This is a genomic window from Pseudomonas sp. NMS19W, from assembly GCF_051554255.1.
GTDB lineage: Bacteria > Pseudomonadota > Gammaproteobacteria > Pseudomonadales > Pseudomonadaceae > Aquipseudomonas > Aquipseudomonas kribbensis.
Genome location: NZ_CP136718.1, coordinates 6,345,595 through 6,358,843, shown reverse-complemented (window position 1 = coordinate 6,358,843; position 13,249 = coordinate 6,345,595). Strand labels below are relative to the sequence as shown.

The 13,249-nt window shown below is 60.5% G+C and carries 13 protein-coding genes; 4 read left to right on the top strand and 9 right to left on the bottom strand.

Annotated elements, in window-relative coordinates; translation table 11 throughout:
• Positions 1–2: 2 nt before the first annotated feature.
• Complete coding sequence (hemF, locus tag R1A29_RS29260; protein ID WP_438300255.1) at positions 3–917, bottom strand: oxygen-dependent coproporphyrinogen oxidase; 915 nt, start codon at positions 915–917, stop codon at positions 3–5.
• A 152-nt stretch (positions 918–1,069) separates the two neighbouring features.
• On the opposite strand from hemF, the gene R1A29_RS29255 reads away from it, so the two are divergent.
• Positions 1,070–2,047, top strand: coding sequence for an NADPH:quinone reductase (locus tag R1A29_RS29255; protein ID WP_438300254.1), 978 nt, complete (start codon positions 1,070–1,072; stop codon positions 2,045–2,047).
• Positions 2,048–2,070: 23 nt separating this feature from the next.
• On the opposite strand, the gene R1A29_RS29250 is transcribed toward R1A29_RS29255, so the two are convergent.
• From R1A29_RS29250 to R1A29_RS29215, 8 genes are all read right to left on the bottom strand, one after another.
• On the bottom strand, positions 2,071–3,369 hold the full coding sequence (locus tag R1A29_RS29250; protein ID WP_438300253.1) for a phenylacetate--CoA ligase family protein: 1,299 nt from the start codon (positions 3,367–3,369) through the stop codon (positions 2,071–2,073).
• The gene (locus R1A29_RS29245; RefSeq protein ID WP_438300252.1) at positions 3,359–4,627 is read right to left on the bottom strand and encodes an aminotransferase class I/II-fold pyridoxal phosphate-dependent enzyme; all 1,269 of its coding nucleotides are present in this window, start codon (positions 4,625–4,627) and stop codon (positions 3,359–3,361) included. Before R1A29_RS29245 ends, R1A29_RS29250 begins: the two co-directional genes overlap by 11 nt.
• Complete coding sequence (locus R1A29_RS29240) at positions 4,624–5,718, bottom strand: DUF3419 family protein (protein WP_438300251.1); 1,095 nt, start codon at positions 5,716–5,718, stop codon at positions 4,624–4,626. The genes R1A29_RS29245 and R1A29_RS29240 overlap by 4 nt, the downstream gene beginning before the upstream one ends.
• 42 nt (positions 5,719–5,760) lie before the next feature.
• On the bottom strand, positions 5,761–6,495 hold the full coding sequence (locus R1A29_RS29235; RefSeq protein WP_438300250.1) for an iron-containing redox enzyme family protein: 735 nt from the start codon (positions 6,493–6,495) through the stop codon (positions 5,761–5,763).
• Positions 6,473–7,144, bottom strand: a complete 672-nt coding sequence (locus R1A29_RS29230) for a hypothetical protein (protein ID WP_438300249.1) — start codon at positions 7,142–7,144, stop codon at positions 6,473–6,475. Before R1A29_RS29230 ends, R1A29_RS29235 begins: the two co-directional genes overlap by 23 nt.
• Positions 7,145–7,416: 272 nt before the next feature.
• Positions 7,417–7,974, bottom strand: coding sequence for an L-threonylcarbamoyladenylate synthase (locus R1A29_RS29225; RefSeq protein ID WP_265812788.1), 558 nt, complete (start codon positions 7,972–7,974; stop codon positions 7,417–7,419).
• Positions 7,975–8,028: 54 nt separating this feature from the next.
• Positions 8,029–9,129 carry a DNA-processing protein DprA gene (gene dprA / locus R1A29_RS29220; RefSeq protein WP_438300248.1) on the bottom strand — a complete coding sequence of 367 codons (1,101 nt, stop codon included), beginning with the start codon at positions 9,127–9,129 and terminating at the stop codon, positions 8,029–8,031.
• 79 nt (positions 9,130–9,208) lie between these two features.
• The gene (locus tag R1A29_RS29215) at positions 9,209–10,234 is read right to left on the bottom strand and encodes a LysM peptidoglycan-binding domain-containing protein (RefSeq protein WP_438300247.1); all 1,026 of its coding nucleotides are present in this window, start codon (positions 10,232–10,234) and stop codon (positions 9,209–9,211) included.
• A 169-nt stretch (positions 10,235–10,403) separates the two neighbouring features.
• Here R1A29_RS29215 and def point away from each other — a divergent pair, with 169 nt between their 5' ends.
• Genes def through rsmB form a run of 3 tightly spaced genes read left to right on the top strand, consistent with a single transcriptional unit; the run spans position 10,404 to position 13,234 of the window.
• Positions 10,404–10,910, top strand: a complete 507-nt coding sequence (gene def / locus R1A29_RS29210; RefSeq protein WP_085713083.1) for a peptide deformylase — start codon at positions 10,404–10,406, stop codon at positions 10,908–10,910.
• A 57-nt stretch (positions 10,911–10,967) separates the two neighbouring features.
• A complete protein-coding gene (gene fmt / locus R1A29_RS29205) occupies positions 10,968–11,927 on the top strand; it encodes a methionyl-tRNA formyltransferase (protein ID WP_438300246.1) in 960 nt (319 codons plus the stop codon).
• Positions 11,924–13,234, top strand: a complete 1,311-nt coding sequence (gene rsmB / locus R1A29_RS29200) for a 16S rRNA (cytosine(967)-C(5))-methyltransferase RsmB (RefSeq protein ID WP_438300245.1) — start codon at positions 11,924–11,926, stop codon at positions 13,232–13,234. Before fmt ends, rsmB begins: the two co-directional genes overlap by 4 nt.
• The last annotated feature ends 15 nt before the right edge of the window (positions 13,235–13,249 follow it).

Sequence of the window (13,249 nt, the reverse complement as noted above, 5' to 3'; positions counted from 1 at the left end):
CCTCAGGCCTGAGCCAGCCAATCGCGGTCTTGCAGGAAGTATTCGGTCAGGCGCGCTTCTTCACTGCCCGGCTCGGCTTTCCAGTCGTAGGCCCAGCGCACTTGTGGCGGCAGCGACATCAGGATCGACTCGGTGCGCCCGCCCGATTGCAGGCCGAACAGGGTGCCACGGTCGTAAACCAGGTTGAACTCGACGTAGCGGCCGCGACGGAATTCCTGGAACTCACGCTGCTTGGCGGTGAACGCGTCGTTCTTGCGCCGTTGCACGATCGGCAGGTAAGCGTCGATGTACGCATCGCCGATGGCGCGCATGAAGGCGAAACTGGTGTCGAAGTCCCACTCGTTCAGGTCATCGAAGAACAGGCCGCCGATGCCGCGTGGTTCGTGACGATGCTTGATGTGGAAATAGGTGTCGCACCAGGCCTTGTAGCGCGGATAGACATCCGGGCCGAACGGCGCGCAGGCTTGTTCGGCAACGCGGTGCCAGTGGATGCAATCTTCTTCATTGCCGTAGTACGGCGTCAGGTCGAAACCGCCGCCGAACCACCAGACTGGCTCTTCACCTTCCTTTTCGGCGATGAAAAAGCGCACGTTGGCGTGGGACGTCGGCACATGCGGGTTGTGCGGGTGGATCACCAGCGACACGCCGAGGGCTTCGAAACCACGCCCGGCCAGTTCCGGCCGATGGGCACTGGCGGACGGTGGCAGGCCGCTGCCGAAGACGTGGGAAAAGTTCACGCCGCCCTTTTCGATCACCGCGCCGTTCTCGATCACCCGGGTGCGACCGCCACCGCCGGCCGCACGGGTCCAGGCGTCTTCGACGAAGCGCGTGCCGCCGTCTTCGGATTCCAGGGCCGCGCAGATGCGGTCTTGCAGGTCGAGCAGATAGGCCTTTACGGCTTCGGTGCGGGTCGTCATGGCTTCACCTTGGATCGGGCATCGCCCCGTGGGCGAGGGGGTGGCGCAAATGGGCGCGTAGCATACCATCGCAGGCCGGCACGCCGCAGTTGACGAAGATCAAGCAGGGGAGTTCGATAGGGGCCTTCCGAATCGTCCCAAGGAGTAGGCAGATGGCCAAGCGAATCCAGTTCCGCGCCCATGGCGGCCCCGAAGTGCTCGAATACGTTGACTACCAGCCCGCCGAACCCGGCCCGCAGCAGGTTCGCGTGAGCAACAAGGCCATCGGCCTGAACTTCATCGACACCTACTACCGCAGCGGCCTCTACGCGCCACCGGCATTGCCGTCGGGTGTGGGGGCGGAAGGTGCGGGCATCGTCGAGGCAGTGGGCAGCGCCGTCACCCGGTTCAAGGTCGGTGACCGCGTGGCCTATGGCAGCGGCCCGCTGGGCGCGTACAGCGACGTGCACGTCCTGCCGGAGGCAAATCTGGTGCACCTGCCGGACGCCATCAGCTTCGAAACCGCCGCCGGCGTGATGCTCAAGGGCCTGACAGTGCAGTACCTGCTGCGCCAGACCTATGAACTCAAGGGTGGCGAAACCATTCTGTTCCACGCGGCGGCCGGCGGCGTCGGTCTGCTCGCCTGCCAATGGGCGAAAGCGCTGGGAGTGAAGCTGATCGGCACTGTCAGCTCGCCAGCGAAAGCCGAACTGGCCAAGGCCCACGGCGCCTGGGAAACCATCAATTACAGCCACGAAAACGTCGCCCAGCGGGTGCTGGAATTGACCGACGGGAAAAAAGTCCCGGTGGTCTACGACGGCGTCGGCAAGGACACCTGGCCGGCCTCGCTGGACAGTGTGGCGCCTCGCGGTCTGCTGGTGAGCTTCGGCAACGCCTCGGGCGCGGTGGACGGGGTGAACCTGGGGATTCTGGCGGCGAAAGGTTCGCTGTACGTGACCCGGCCAACGCTCGCGACCTACGCCAACAATGCCGAAAACCTGCAACGCATGGCGGATGAGCTGTTCGGGATGATCACCAGCGGCAAGCTGAAAGTGGATATCAGCCAGCGTTACGCACTGGCTGATGCGGCGAAGGCGCAGACTGAATTGTCGGCGCGACGCACCACCGGCTCCACCGTTCTGCTGCCCTGACGGCAGATCTCTCCGGCCAATCGTCATGTCTTGGTCGGAGTCTGCGGCAACTCGGCAAAAAACGGTGTCTTGCCGGTCAAGGTCGTTTCAAATGCCTGACGGGCAAGACGCTTCACCTCCAGTCCCAATACACCGGGCAGACTGAGCAATGCGCTCGCCTGCCCTTCAACCTGCAAAGCACCTTCGATGAGGGTTTGCGCGACGGTAGTCAGCCTGTCCTCGGCGATAACCAGACGCATGTGCGCACCACCGGGCCGTCGCTCGATCTGCACCTGGACATCTGCTCTGTCCAATTCAGGCAAGAGTTGCCGAAGTACATGCAACACCTGCGACTGAGTGACGATCGCCCCACCCAGTTTGATCGATGTTTCGACCCGTCCCTCAAGGGCCAGAACCGGCATGGAGCTGCCACAGGCACAATTCGTCACCGTGCGCAGGATTCGCCCACGATCCCCGATCCTGTAGCGAAACAGCGGCGCATGATCGGGCAGCAGGGGCGTCAGCAGAAACTCGCCTGTCTTCTCTTCTGCCACGGCCTGCAGGGTCAGGGGATCAACCACTTCGACCAGCATCGCGTCGGCATGCAAATGATAAAAACCGTGTTCAAGGTGTGCACACTGAAAGCCGATGGGACCCGTTTCCATCGAGCTGTAGCCCAACGAGCGAATTTTCAGCTTCGGCCAGTCTCGGGCCAGTTGATCGCGCAGCGTTTTACTGCAGGGTTCTCCAATGTAGTAAAGCCACCTCAGACTGCCCAACTGTTCTGAACCGACGTTTTCATGATTGAACAACGCAGCGGCGAAGGAGGGGGTGCACATCAGCGCATCGGCCGCGTGCGACTGAATCAGCTCGGCAATGCGCTGAACACCCATCTGAGAGCCGGCGGGCAACAAGCGTGCGCCAACGTGCTGAACAATGGCTGTCGCGTAATGAAACGCACCCTGCATTTCACCGGCCGTCAGGCAGTTGATGACCACCTCCGGATGTTCGTCCGCCACATCAAACATCCTTGCCCCCAGAGGCACGATCGCGGCGTTGAACGCCCAGGAATGAGTGATCTGTTTGCGATTGCCGGTGCTCCCTCCCGAGGTCAGGGTCAGGCCGCCACCTGGCGCTCGGTGCGACGCATCGCCGAGTGCGGAAAACAGCTCACCGCCGAACTCGTCTTCCACTGCCAGAACCGGCAGTCGATGCAGATCAGCCAATGTCTGCACCTCCAGGATCCGGGGATACAGCGCGCGGAACCACGGCAGAGCGCGCGCGTGAGCCAATTTTTGTGCAAGCGCCTCGGCCGATAAATCCATCAGAGGATCATTGCTCATTGCCCCATCCTCCCTGACGAATGCCCAACTCGTCGAATCCGCTACGGACGGCACTCGCCAGAGACTCCAACTGGTGCTGGCTGTGGCTCGCGCTGATGGCCAGACGCAAAATCGCCTCGCCCTTGGCCACTACCGGAAACAGTGCGGTAGTGACCGCCATGCCCCGCCGACGCAAATGCTGCGCCAGACAGATCGCATCTCTCTCGGCTCCGACGCGGACAAAACGAATGGGGGACTCGACCTGATGATTGCCCAGCACCGGCCCAAGCAGACCGTCGATCACGGCGATATTTCGCCACAGGGCGGCCTGCAATTGACCCAGCTCCGGCGACAGGTGGATATTCCCGGAGACAACTGCCGCGCCCACTCCAGCCATGGAAAGGGGGCCGCCAAACGTATAGGTCGAGGCGTGGCTGCGTATCAGCTCGGCATCGGCTGCCGTACGCACGGTGATCGCGCCACCGGTTGCACCGAATGCCTTGGACAGCGACGACAGAAGGATCAGCCGACCGCGCAGCCGTTCTTCCGCAGCGGCCAATGCATACCCACCCCCTGCCACTCCGTGGATCGAAGTGCCGTGGGCATCATCCGCATAGAGATAACCGTCAAAACGCTCCGCAAACTGCAACAGGCGGTTGACCGGATACAAACCGCGCATCGAGCCAATGCTGTCGGTCAAAATGATCGGCGTATTATCCGCTGCGACCGCCGCCAGACACGCCTCCTCCACTTGTTCCACATCGCTGCAATCGCAGCGCTGTACCGGACCGAATTGCCAGAGAATGCCCTGCAGCACCTGCATCGAGGCATGAGCCGCGCGGTCAATAATCCAGCAGGGACCACGACGCATGGGGTAGGAGGGCATCTCACCGGAGCCGAGCAGCGGCAGGCAGCCAAGATGCGCACTGCCTACCGAGTTGAAGGTAACCGTATGCCCCTGAAATATCCGGCTCAGTTGTTCATCCAGCTCACGCATGGGAGGCAACAGTACTCGGGTTCGCGCGGCAGCGAACTGCACGCCGAAGGCTTCGGCGGCGCTCACGGCTCCGTGAATCAAGCGTGGATCACACTCCAGCCCCAGGTAAGAACATGAGAGAAACTCCGTCAGCCGTTCGCCGCTGTCGAGTTCGATCTCCTTGCCTTCACGCTTGACCAGTTTCAGACCGTTCAGCCCGGCCTCAAATAACTGCTGTTGATCATCACGAGATTGCCGGACACGGTTTTTGACCCAATTGACGGTCGGTTGAAAGGTGTTCATCGGGATACCTGCATAGCGGCTGTCCGGCGATAGACCTGCACACGCCAGAGCTGGGTTTTTTCTCGTGCGATTTCTGCCTGGTACTGATGGGTGATATCGGAGAAGCCTGCACAATCGGGTTGAACCACATGTAAATGGCCACGCATGACTACCCGCGAGTTTTCCGCCAGCGCCGGTGCCAGACGCTGCAGAACATGGGTACCGGCCGTTTTCGGCATGAAGGAAGGCACGTCGGACAGAGATACGAAATCGATGCCCGTTTCCCCGGCAACACAGTCGAGGATGTCAGCCTGCACAATGCGTAATTCACATTGCTTAAGCCCCTCACGGGCACGCAGGAAAGTCTCCGGATCGCACTCCAGCGGGAAACCTTGCGGATAGCGCAGCTCTCCGAAAAACAGCATTTGCAGGAAAAAGCTCTCCCGGACCACCTGAGAGGTGAACAGCGTGTGGAAAATTTCCAGGTAGGCCGCGCGAGAACTGATACCGAGGTTGTTGGGGGGAAACGAGCCCTTGTACAGCAGCGAATTGAGCACTGCTGCGTTGCCCAGCAAAGCGATCACGGCCTTCCAGCGCTTGAGCGGAAAGCGCTTTCGGTAATATTTCGTTTGTTCTTCAAGGCAGCTGTACTGAAAAATGCCCCGGCCCGCCTTGCCGGTGAACAGTCCGGTGATCTTCGCCAGCCGCTTCAGAGTCTGCTCGAATGCGCCCATGTAAATCGGCGCGTCCCATTGCCTGGATTGGAATAACCCGAACAACCAGCGACGATCCGCGGGCGGCAAGATCAATTGCTGAAAAATGGATCGGCGCCGTGCCCTCGGACTTTCCATCCGATAGCCCATGAACTCCATGAACGACTCGTGATCGGTCTGTTCCAGCAACGCCAGTCGCAACCGGGTAAACGCCAGTTGCGGTGCACTGATATCGGTACAGGTCATGCGTGAAGGGGTCGCGGCCAGCAGCGGCAACAGGCGCCCGCCGCATCCGGCAATACCCAGTACGTGTCTGGCGTGCCTGGGCAGGATCGCATACTCAAGCGCGGTGTCTTCATCCCCCAGCGTGTAGTTGAGCTGGTCGAAATAGTCAGCCATGTCTGCCTCCAGCCACCTGATGTGAACATGGGCGTGAGGTCTTCATTGGCTGTCCAGGGCGTGGAGGAAGTCATAGCGGGGCGCATGCCCGTTTTGCCAAGCCTCGTATTGCTGATAAACGGCCTCAAGCATGTTGCCGGTCAGGCGCAGGCTGGTTTCCATGACGGTGGCAACGGCATCCCAATCGTCCTGACGCTTGCAGGTACGCTGCAGCATGAGTTTGATTTCGTTGAAGTGCTCGATATCGATGTCAGAATGTGCAACGAAGAACGTCAGCTGAGCCGGTTTCAGCTCCAGTGTTTCACTCAGACGGTTGATAAGTGGCGTAATGAACTGGTAGGCATTTTCTGCCCAGTAGCTATAACCCAATCGCTGTAGCGGATTACCGGTAAAGGAAATCCAGTACAAATAGGCAATCAGTACTTCAGTCTCTGGAAGTGCAGATGGAATATCGAACACTTCATGCTTCAGACCAAGGCTCATGACATCGTGTAATGCCATCTTTTCATGACCGACTTCCTGTGCCGCATGTTCAAAACAGAACTTTGCATACACCGGATTATCTGCATGCCGCACCCCCACCAATCCTTGATTTCGCGCATTGTGTGCCGTGTAGTGAAAGGTTTCGATCATGTAGATCGCATATAGCGCTCTGGAAACACCACCTTCGCGAATGGCTTTTACCAGCCGCGAATTCTCCAGAATATCGGCCCATGACTTTTCGATTCGCTCATCGAGCAGGCTCAACTGTTGGTTAAAACTGAGGGGCGCATTCATCAAGGTGCTTCTCCGATGGGTTGGCGAGCAGGTGGATGGGTTGTTGAAGTGCGGCGAAAATCTGCTGCCATTGAGCTGAAAGCAGCCAGTAATCACCACGCTTGCGGTGTTCGATGTGTAGAGCGTCGGTAGTGATCGGCGTCAGGCCGAAGCGCTGGAAGAATCGCCGTTGCGGTGATCGGCAGAGGGCGGTAACGCCTTCATGACCGTGCCTGATCGCCCATTCCGTGGCGGCCGCCAGCAAGCCGTTGACCGACATCGGGAACTGATTTTGCGAGTGGCTGATCAAGCGGCTGAACTCGACATGGCGCGACAGCGCCACGGTAGGAGAAAGCTGCTGTTGCGCCAGTGATGCCCATTCAAATGGCGCAGGCGTGACTCTCAATACAGCCATGGGTCTGTCGTGCAGATACAGCAAAAAGTGGGTACTGCGCGAGGCAATTTCCAGGCGTGTTTCAAACAATCTGGCTTTGGGCGTCAACATGTAGTGCTGCAATCGCAGTCGAAAATGACGAACAACAAACTGTTCAAACTCTCGCGTATCCGAGCCTGCCTCAAGAATAACGATACGATAGCTTTCATAACGACTTTTCAAGGTCGCCTGTAATGCCTGCAGACAGTCCGTTAATTGCAAATACGTGATATCCATTTCTTCTCCGCAGCCGTTAACTTTTCGAAGTTTTCTGAGCGCATTGAAATAATGAATGTTTTTAGAAAAACCGCCACCGTGCGGCTTCTGAGAATAACGTCGGAAAAATTACAACAAATGAATACTTACCGATTCATCTGACATAGAAAGGAAAAATTCAAACCGAAAAACCGGTCAGTATTTTCAGTTACATGAAGGAAAAATCGCAGGCATGCGTAGTACTCCTCGCTATAAAAGCTGAGGAGTACTCACAGAATTAACCAAGGGTAATATCAGGCCGGACGCACAATCTTGCCGGTCGCCAGATCGCGGATCAGGCTCGGGTTCTTGCGCCCGCCGAGCATTCCGCCCAGCACCAGATCGACCTGACCACGGAAATACTGCTCGACCCGCAAGCGAGTCTTCGCCGCTGGCCGGCCTTGCGGGTTGGCCGAGGTCGAGATCAGCGGCCCGACCAGCGAACACAGATCACGTACCTGCGGATGATCGCTGACCCGCAGCGCCACGGTGTCATGCACCCCGGTCACCCACTCCGGCAACAGGTTCTGATGCGGCACCAGCCAGGTGTTCGGGCCCGGCCAGGTGCTGGCCATGCGATCGATCCAGTCCTGGGGGAAATCCTCGAACAGGAAGTCGAACTGACGAATGTTGTCGGCGACCAGGATCAACCCCTTGTCCACCGAACGGTTCTTGATCGCCAATAGGCGATCCACCGCTTCTTCATTCCATGGATCGCACCCCAGCCCCCAGACGGCTTCGGTTGGATAGGCAATCACCGCCCCGGCGCGAATCTCTCGTGCGGCTTGTTGCACACGCCAACTGTTGACCATGAAAAACTCTCCGCAAACAGGTTTCGCGCAGTTTACCGATCTTCAATGTAAAACCTAGCTTACCCGCGCAAACCAGCGACCGTTTTCGCATACGGCACGGCCCTCCATCTCCAGTTCGGTCAGTGCTGCCAGTACTTTGGGCAACGCCCAGCCACTGCTGTCGGCCAACCCCTCGCTGGTATGGGGTGCGGCGTGCAACAGCCGCAACAACGGGTTTTCGGTATTCGGTGCGATTGCGGACACCGACAGGTGCTGCCAGCCGCGCAAGGCTTCGAGAATATGTTCGATGGTTTCCACCAGCACCGCGCCATCGCGGATCAGTTGATGGCAACCGCGCGCGCCGGGGTGGTGGATCGAGCCCGGAATCGCGTACACCTCGCGCCCCTGTTCCGCCGCCAGTCGAGCGGTGATCAACGAGCCGCTGGCCAAGCTGGCCTCGACCACCAGTACGCCAAGGGACAAACCGCTGATGATCCGATTGCGCCTGGGGAAGTTGCTCGCCGTCGGCCCGGCGTCCAGTGGAAACTCCGAAATCACCGCACTGCCCGAGGCAATCATCGTGTCCGCCAGCCGCCGGTTGCGCTGTGGATAAAATTTTTCCAGACCGGTGCCCAGCACGCCGACCGTTTGCCCGCCGACGTCGAGCGCAGCTTGATGCACAGCAGCATCGATACCCAGCGCCAGGCCACTGGTGACGACGAAACCGGCCCCGGCCAGGCTGCGGGCAAACGCCGTGGCGGTATCCATGCCCGGGCGAGAGGCACGGCGACTGCCGACCATCGCCAGCTGCGGTTTTTCCAGGATCAGCGGGTCACCGGCAACAAACAGCAGCGGTGGCGGGTCGGCAATCTGCGCCAGCAAGGCCGGGTAATCCGGCTGATCCCACATCAGCAAATGCTGGCCCGGGCGCTCTAGCCAGGCCAATGCGCGGCTCGCGCCGTCGCGTACTTCAGGACAACGGCGCGCTTCGGCGCTCGCCACCGGCAAACCCAACGAACGCCAGGCACTGGCGGGCGCGCTGATGGCCTTGGAGGCGGAGCCGAACGCTTCGAGCAATCGGGCAAAACGTTTCGGGCCGATATCCGGCAGGCGGTGCAGGCGCAAGCGCGCTTCCAGTTCCGCAGGGGAAACTGGCGTACAGGCAGGCATCATCATGGATCATCCTTGATCGTTATAAGCCCCGAACCTTTCGGAACAAGCTGTGGATAACTCTGTTGGTAACTTGTGAAGCCAGCTAAGGATTTCGCACCTTGTCCAGCACCGCCAGCGAGCGCGATGCGTTCAGCACCAGGCCGTAGCTGAGCTTGTCGTAGGTGCGGAACACCATCAGTAATCCGGCGCGTTCATCAGGGATCTTCAGTGGTTTTCCGGTGATCCGGTCGCGCACGGTTTCCCCGGTTTTCATCACCACCAGCACGTTGCCTTCGACCAGACCGTCGCGTTTGCCTTTGTTCAGGGTCACCACGTCCATTGCGCCGATCTGCGTGACACCACGCGGCACATCAATGATCAGACCGTTGATGTCGGTGGTGGGCGCACTGGGCATGAAGGTCGAGTTGATGGAACGCTCTTCGCCGCTGAACAGACGGTCGCCGAGGCGCACTTCCTGGGTCGTGCGTTGCAGGGCGAGGGTGGCGACGTCGCCCTCGGTGGCGACAATTTCACCACCGCCGATGTCATCGGCGTTGATCCCCAGAAACTCCTTGCTCTGCGGATCGGTGTAAACCTTGCCCTGACGGAAGATGCCGTAAACCGGCTGGTTCGGATCGAAATGGCCTCGGGCGAAGATCCGGTCGCCGGTGCCGCTGAGCACCCGTTCGGCATCACCGGCTACGATGTACGGCGCCTTGTCGAAGTCCTCGACCTTGTCGACGATGCGGTTGCTCAGCAGAAAGCTGTTGATGGATTTCAGCGGAATGCTCGGGATCGCCTCGGCGACCGGGCTGCTGCGGATCCGTGGCGACAGCTTGATCGTGCCGCGCGATTCCCCGCGATTGAGGGTCAGGCGTGGCTGGCCGTTGACGTAGCTGAGGGTCAGCGTGTCGCCCGGATAGATCAGGTTGGGGTTTTCGATCTGCGGATTGGCCCGCCACAACTGTGGCCACTGCCAGGGTTCGCGCAGATACTTTCCGGAGATGTCCCAGAGTGTGTCCCCCGAAACCACCGTGTATTGCTGTGGAAAACCTTCCTTGAGTTGCACTTGCCCGTGCGCGGTACCGGCCGAGGCCAGAAACAGCAGGGCGAGTAGTGATTTCCTCATGCGGTGAATCCCTTTATCATGTGCGTTCGCGTGAAACGCCAGAGCCCCCGTGGCTCGCTCCCTGCTCTATGCTGAAAAGCAAGGAGCTACGTTTCACAACGGTAGCCTGCATCTTCGGACCCGCCAGGCCATCGCCCGACTTTACCTCACACGTGCAGCAATCAAGCTTATGGCCATTTTGAACATCCTCGAATTTCCGGACCCGCGTCTGCGCACTATCGCCAAACCTGTGGCTGTAGTGGACGACGAAGTGCGTCAGCTGGTCGATGACATGTTTGAAACAATGTATGAAGCGCCGGGCATCGGCCTCGCCGCGACCCAGGTCAACGTGCACAAACGTATCGTCGTGATGGACCTTTCCGAAGACCGCACCGAACCCCGGGTGTTCATCAACCCCGAGTTCGAACCGCTGACCGACGAAATGGAGCAATACCAGGAAGGCTGCCTCTCGGTGCCGGGTTTCTACGAAAACGTCGACCGCCCGCAGAAGGTCAAGATCAAGGCTCTGGACCGTGACGGCCAGCCTTACGAACTGATCGCCGAAGGCCTGCTCGCGGTGTGCATCCAGCACGAATGCGACCACCTCAACGGCAAGTTGTTCGTCGATTACCTGTCCACGCTCAAACGCGACCGGATCAAGAAGAAACTGGAAAAGCAGCACCGCCAGAACGCTTGATGCCCCTCTCCAAAGGCTTGCTGCGGCAAGCCTTTTTCTTTTTATGAGATTCCCCCCATGACTGAGCCACTGCGCATCGTTTTTGCCGGTACCCCGGAATTCGCCGCCGAACACCTCAAGGCCCTGCTGGACAGCCCTTACGAGATCGTCGCGGTCTACACCCAACCGGATCGTCCGGCCGGTCGTGGGCAAAAACTGATGCCGAGCCCGGTCAAACAGCTCGCCCTGGAAAATAATATCCAGGTGTTGCAGCCGCCGACCCTGCGCAACGCTGACGCTCAAGCCGAGCTCGCTGCGCTCAAGCCGGACTTGATGGTGGTGGTCGCCTACGGCCTGATCCTGCCGCAAGCGGTGCTGGATATTCCGCGCCTGGGCTGCATCAACAGCCACGCCTCGCTGCTGCCACGCTGGCGCGGGGCGGCGCCGATCCAGCGCGCCGTCGAAGCGGGCGACGCCGAAAGCGGTGTGACCGTGATGCGCATGGAAGCGGGCCTGGACACCGGGCCGATGCTGCTCAAGGTCGTCACCCCGATCAGCGCCGACGACACCGGCGGCAGCCTCCACGACCGCCTCGCCGAAATGGGCCCGCCAGCCGTCGTGCAAGCGATTGCCGGTCTGGCCGCCGGCACTCTGGAAGGCGAAGTGCAGAACGACGACCTCGCCACCTATGCCCACAAACTGAACAAGGACGAGGCGCGCATCGACTGGAGCCGTCCGGCCGTCGAGCTGGAACGTCTGGTCCGCGCCTTCAACCCATGGCCGATCACCCACAGCACGCTCAACGGCGAAGCGCTGAAAGTGCTGGCGGCAACACTGGCCGAAGGCAAAGGCGCACCGGGCACGATTCTCGGCGCCAGCAAGGACGGCCTGCTTGTCGCCTGTGGCGAACAGGCGCTGTGCCTGACCCGTCTGCAATTGCCTGGCGGCAAGGCGCTGAACTTCAGCGATCTGTTCAACAGCCGTCGTGAGAAATTCGCCACCGGCACGGTGCTTGGCGCAGCGGTGGACGCGCAATGAACCCGCGTCTGGCTGCCGCCAAGGCACTTGCCGCCGTCCTCAGCGGCAAGGCTTCGCTCAACAGCTCCCTGCCGACGCAACTGGACAAGGTCGAGGATCGCGATCGCGGTTTCACCCAGGATCTGGCGTTCGGCACCGCCCGTTGGCAGCCGCGTTTGTCGGCGCTGGCGGAAAAACTGCTGCAGAAGCCGTTCAAGGCTGCCGACGCCGATGTCGAGGCGTTGCTGCTGGTCGGTCTCTATCAGTTGCTCTACACCCGCGTCCCGGCTCACGCCGCCATCGGCGAAACCGTCGGTTGCGCCGACAAGCTGAAAAAGCCGTGGGCTAAAGGTCTGCTCAACGCCGTGCTGCGCAATGCCCAACGTGAACATGAGGCGATCTTCGCCGAACTGGAACGTGACCCGGTAGTGCGCACCGCCCACCCGCGCTGGCTGCAAAAATCACTGAAGGCCTTCTGGCCTGAGCAATGGGAAGCCATCTGCGAGGCCAACAACGCGCATCCGCCGATGATTCTGCGGGTCAACCGCCGTCATCACAGTCGCGACGCCTACCTTGGTCTGCTGACTGAAGCGGGCATCGCCGCGAAGGCGTGCACCTTCAGCCGCGACGGCATCGTCCTCGACGCTGCCGCCGACGTGCGCAGCCTGCCGGGCTTCACCGAAGGCTGGATCAGCGTGCAGGACGAAGCCGCGCAACTGGCCGCCGACCTGCTCGATCTCGCGCCGGGCCAGCGAGTGCTGGATGCCTGCTGCGCCCCTGGCGGCAAGACCTGCCACATCCTCGAAGCCGAACCGGCGCTGGCCGGCGTGGTGGCGGTGGATCTGGAAGCCAAGCGCCTGGTGCGGGTGAAGGAAAACCTCGAACGCCTCGGTCTGAACGCCGAACTGATCGCCGCCGACGGTCGCGACACGGCCGCGTGGTGGGACGGCAAACCGTTCCAGCGCATCCTGCTCGACGCACCGTGCTCGGCCACCGGGGTGATCCGTCGCCATCCGGACATCAAGCTGACCCGTCAGGCCGACGACATCGCCGCCCTCGCGCAGCTGCAAGGCGAACTGCTCGACGCGATGTGGAAAACCCTCGAAGTGGGCGGCATCCTGCTGTACGCCACCTGCTCGACCTTGCCGACCGAGAACACCGAAGTCATCGCCGCGTTCCTTGAACGCACGCCGGGCGCCCGGGAACTGGATCTGGCCACACAGGCCGGGATCAAACAGCCCCACGGTCGCCAGTTGCTGGCCCAGCAGGGCGGGCACGACGGGTTCTACTACGCCAAGCTGATCAAGATCGCTGCCGCGCGCGGCTAAACGGATTCAATGGAG

Excerpts from the sequence above, each read along its gene's own strand:
- R1A29_RS29225 (WP_265812788.1), bottom strand. The coding sequence starts at position 7,974 with ATGGTCAACAGTTGGCGTGTGCAACAAGCCGCACGAGAGATTCGCGCC.
- R1A29_RS29215 (WP_438300247.1), bottom strand. The coding sequence starts at position 10,234 with ATGAGGAAATCACTACTCGCCCTGCTGTTTCTGGCCTCGGCCGGTACC.
- dprA (WP_438300248.1), bottom strand. The coding sequence starts at position 9,129 with ATGATGATGCCTGCCTGTACGCCAGTTTCCCCTGCGGAACTGGAAGCG.
- R1A29_RS29235 (WP_438300250.1), bottom strand. The coding sequence starts at position 6,495 with ATGAATGCGCCCCTCAGTTTTAACCAACAGTTGAGCCTGCTCGATGAG.
- R1A29_RS29240 (WP_438300251.1), bottom strand. The coding sequence starts at position 5,718 with ATGGCTGACTATTTCGACCAGCTCAACTACACGCTGGGGGATGAAGAC.
- R1A29_RS29250 (WP_438300253.1), bottom strand. The coding sequence starts at position 3,369 with ATGAGCAATGATCCTCTGATGGATTTATCGGCCGAGGCGCTTGCACAA.
- def (WP_085713083.1), top strand. The coding sequence starts at position 10,404 with ATGGCCATTTTGAACATCCTCGAATTTCCGGACCCGCGTCTGCGCACT.
- R1A29_RS29245 (WP_438300252.1), bottom strand. The coding sequence starts at position 4,627 with ATGAACACCTTTCAACCGACCGTCAATTGGGTCAAAAACCGTGTCCGG.
- rsmB (WP_438300245.1), top strand. The coding sequence starts at position 11,924 with ATGAACCCGCGTCTGGCTGCCGCCAAGGCACTTGCCGCCGTCCTCAGC.
- fmt (WP_438300246.1), top strand. The coding sequence starts at position 10,968 with ATGACTGAGCCACTGCGCATCGTTTTTGCCGGTACCCCGGAATTCGCC.
- hemF (WP_438300255.1), bottom strand. The coding sequence starts at position 917 with ATGACGACCCGCACCGAAGCCGTAAAGGCCTATCTGCTCGACCTGCAA.
- R1A29_RS29230 (WP_438300249.1), bottom strand. The coding sequence starts at position 7,144 with ATGGATATCACGTATTTGCAATTAACGGACTGTCTGCAGGCATTACAG.
- R1A29_RS29255 (WP_438300254.1), top strand. The coding sequence starts at position 1,070 with ATGGCCAAGCGAATCCAGTTCCGCGCCCATGGCGGCCCCGAAGTGCTC.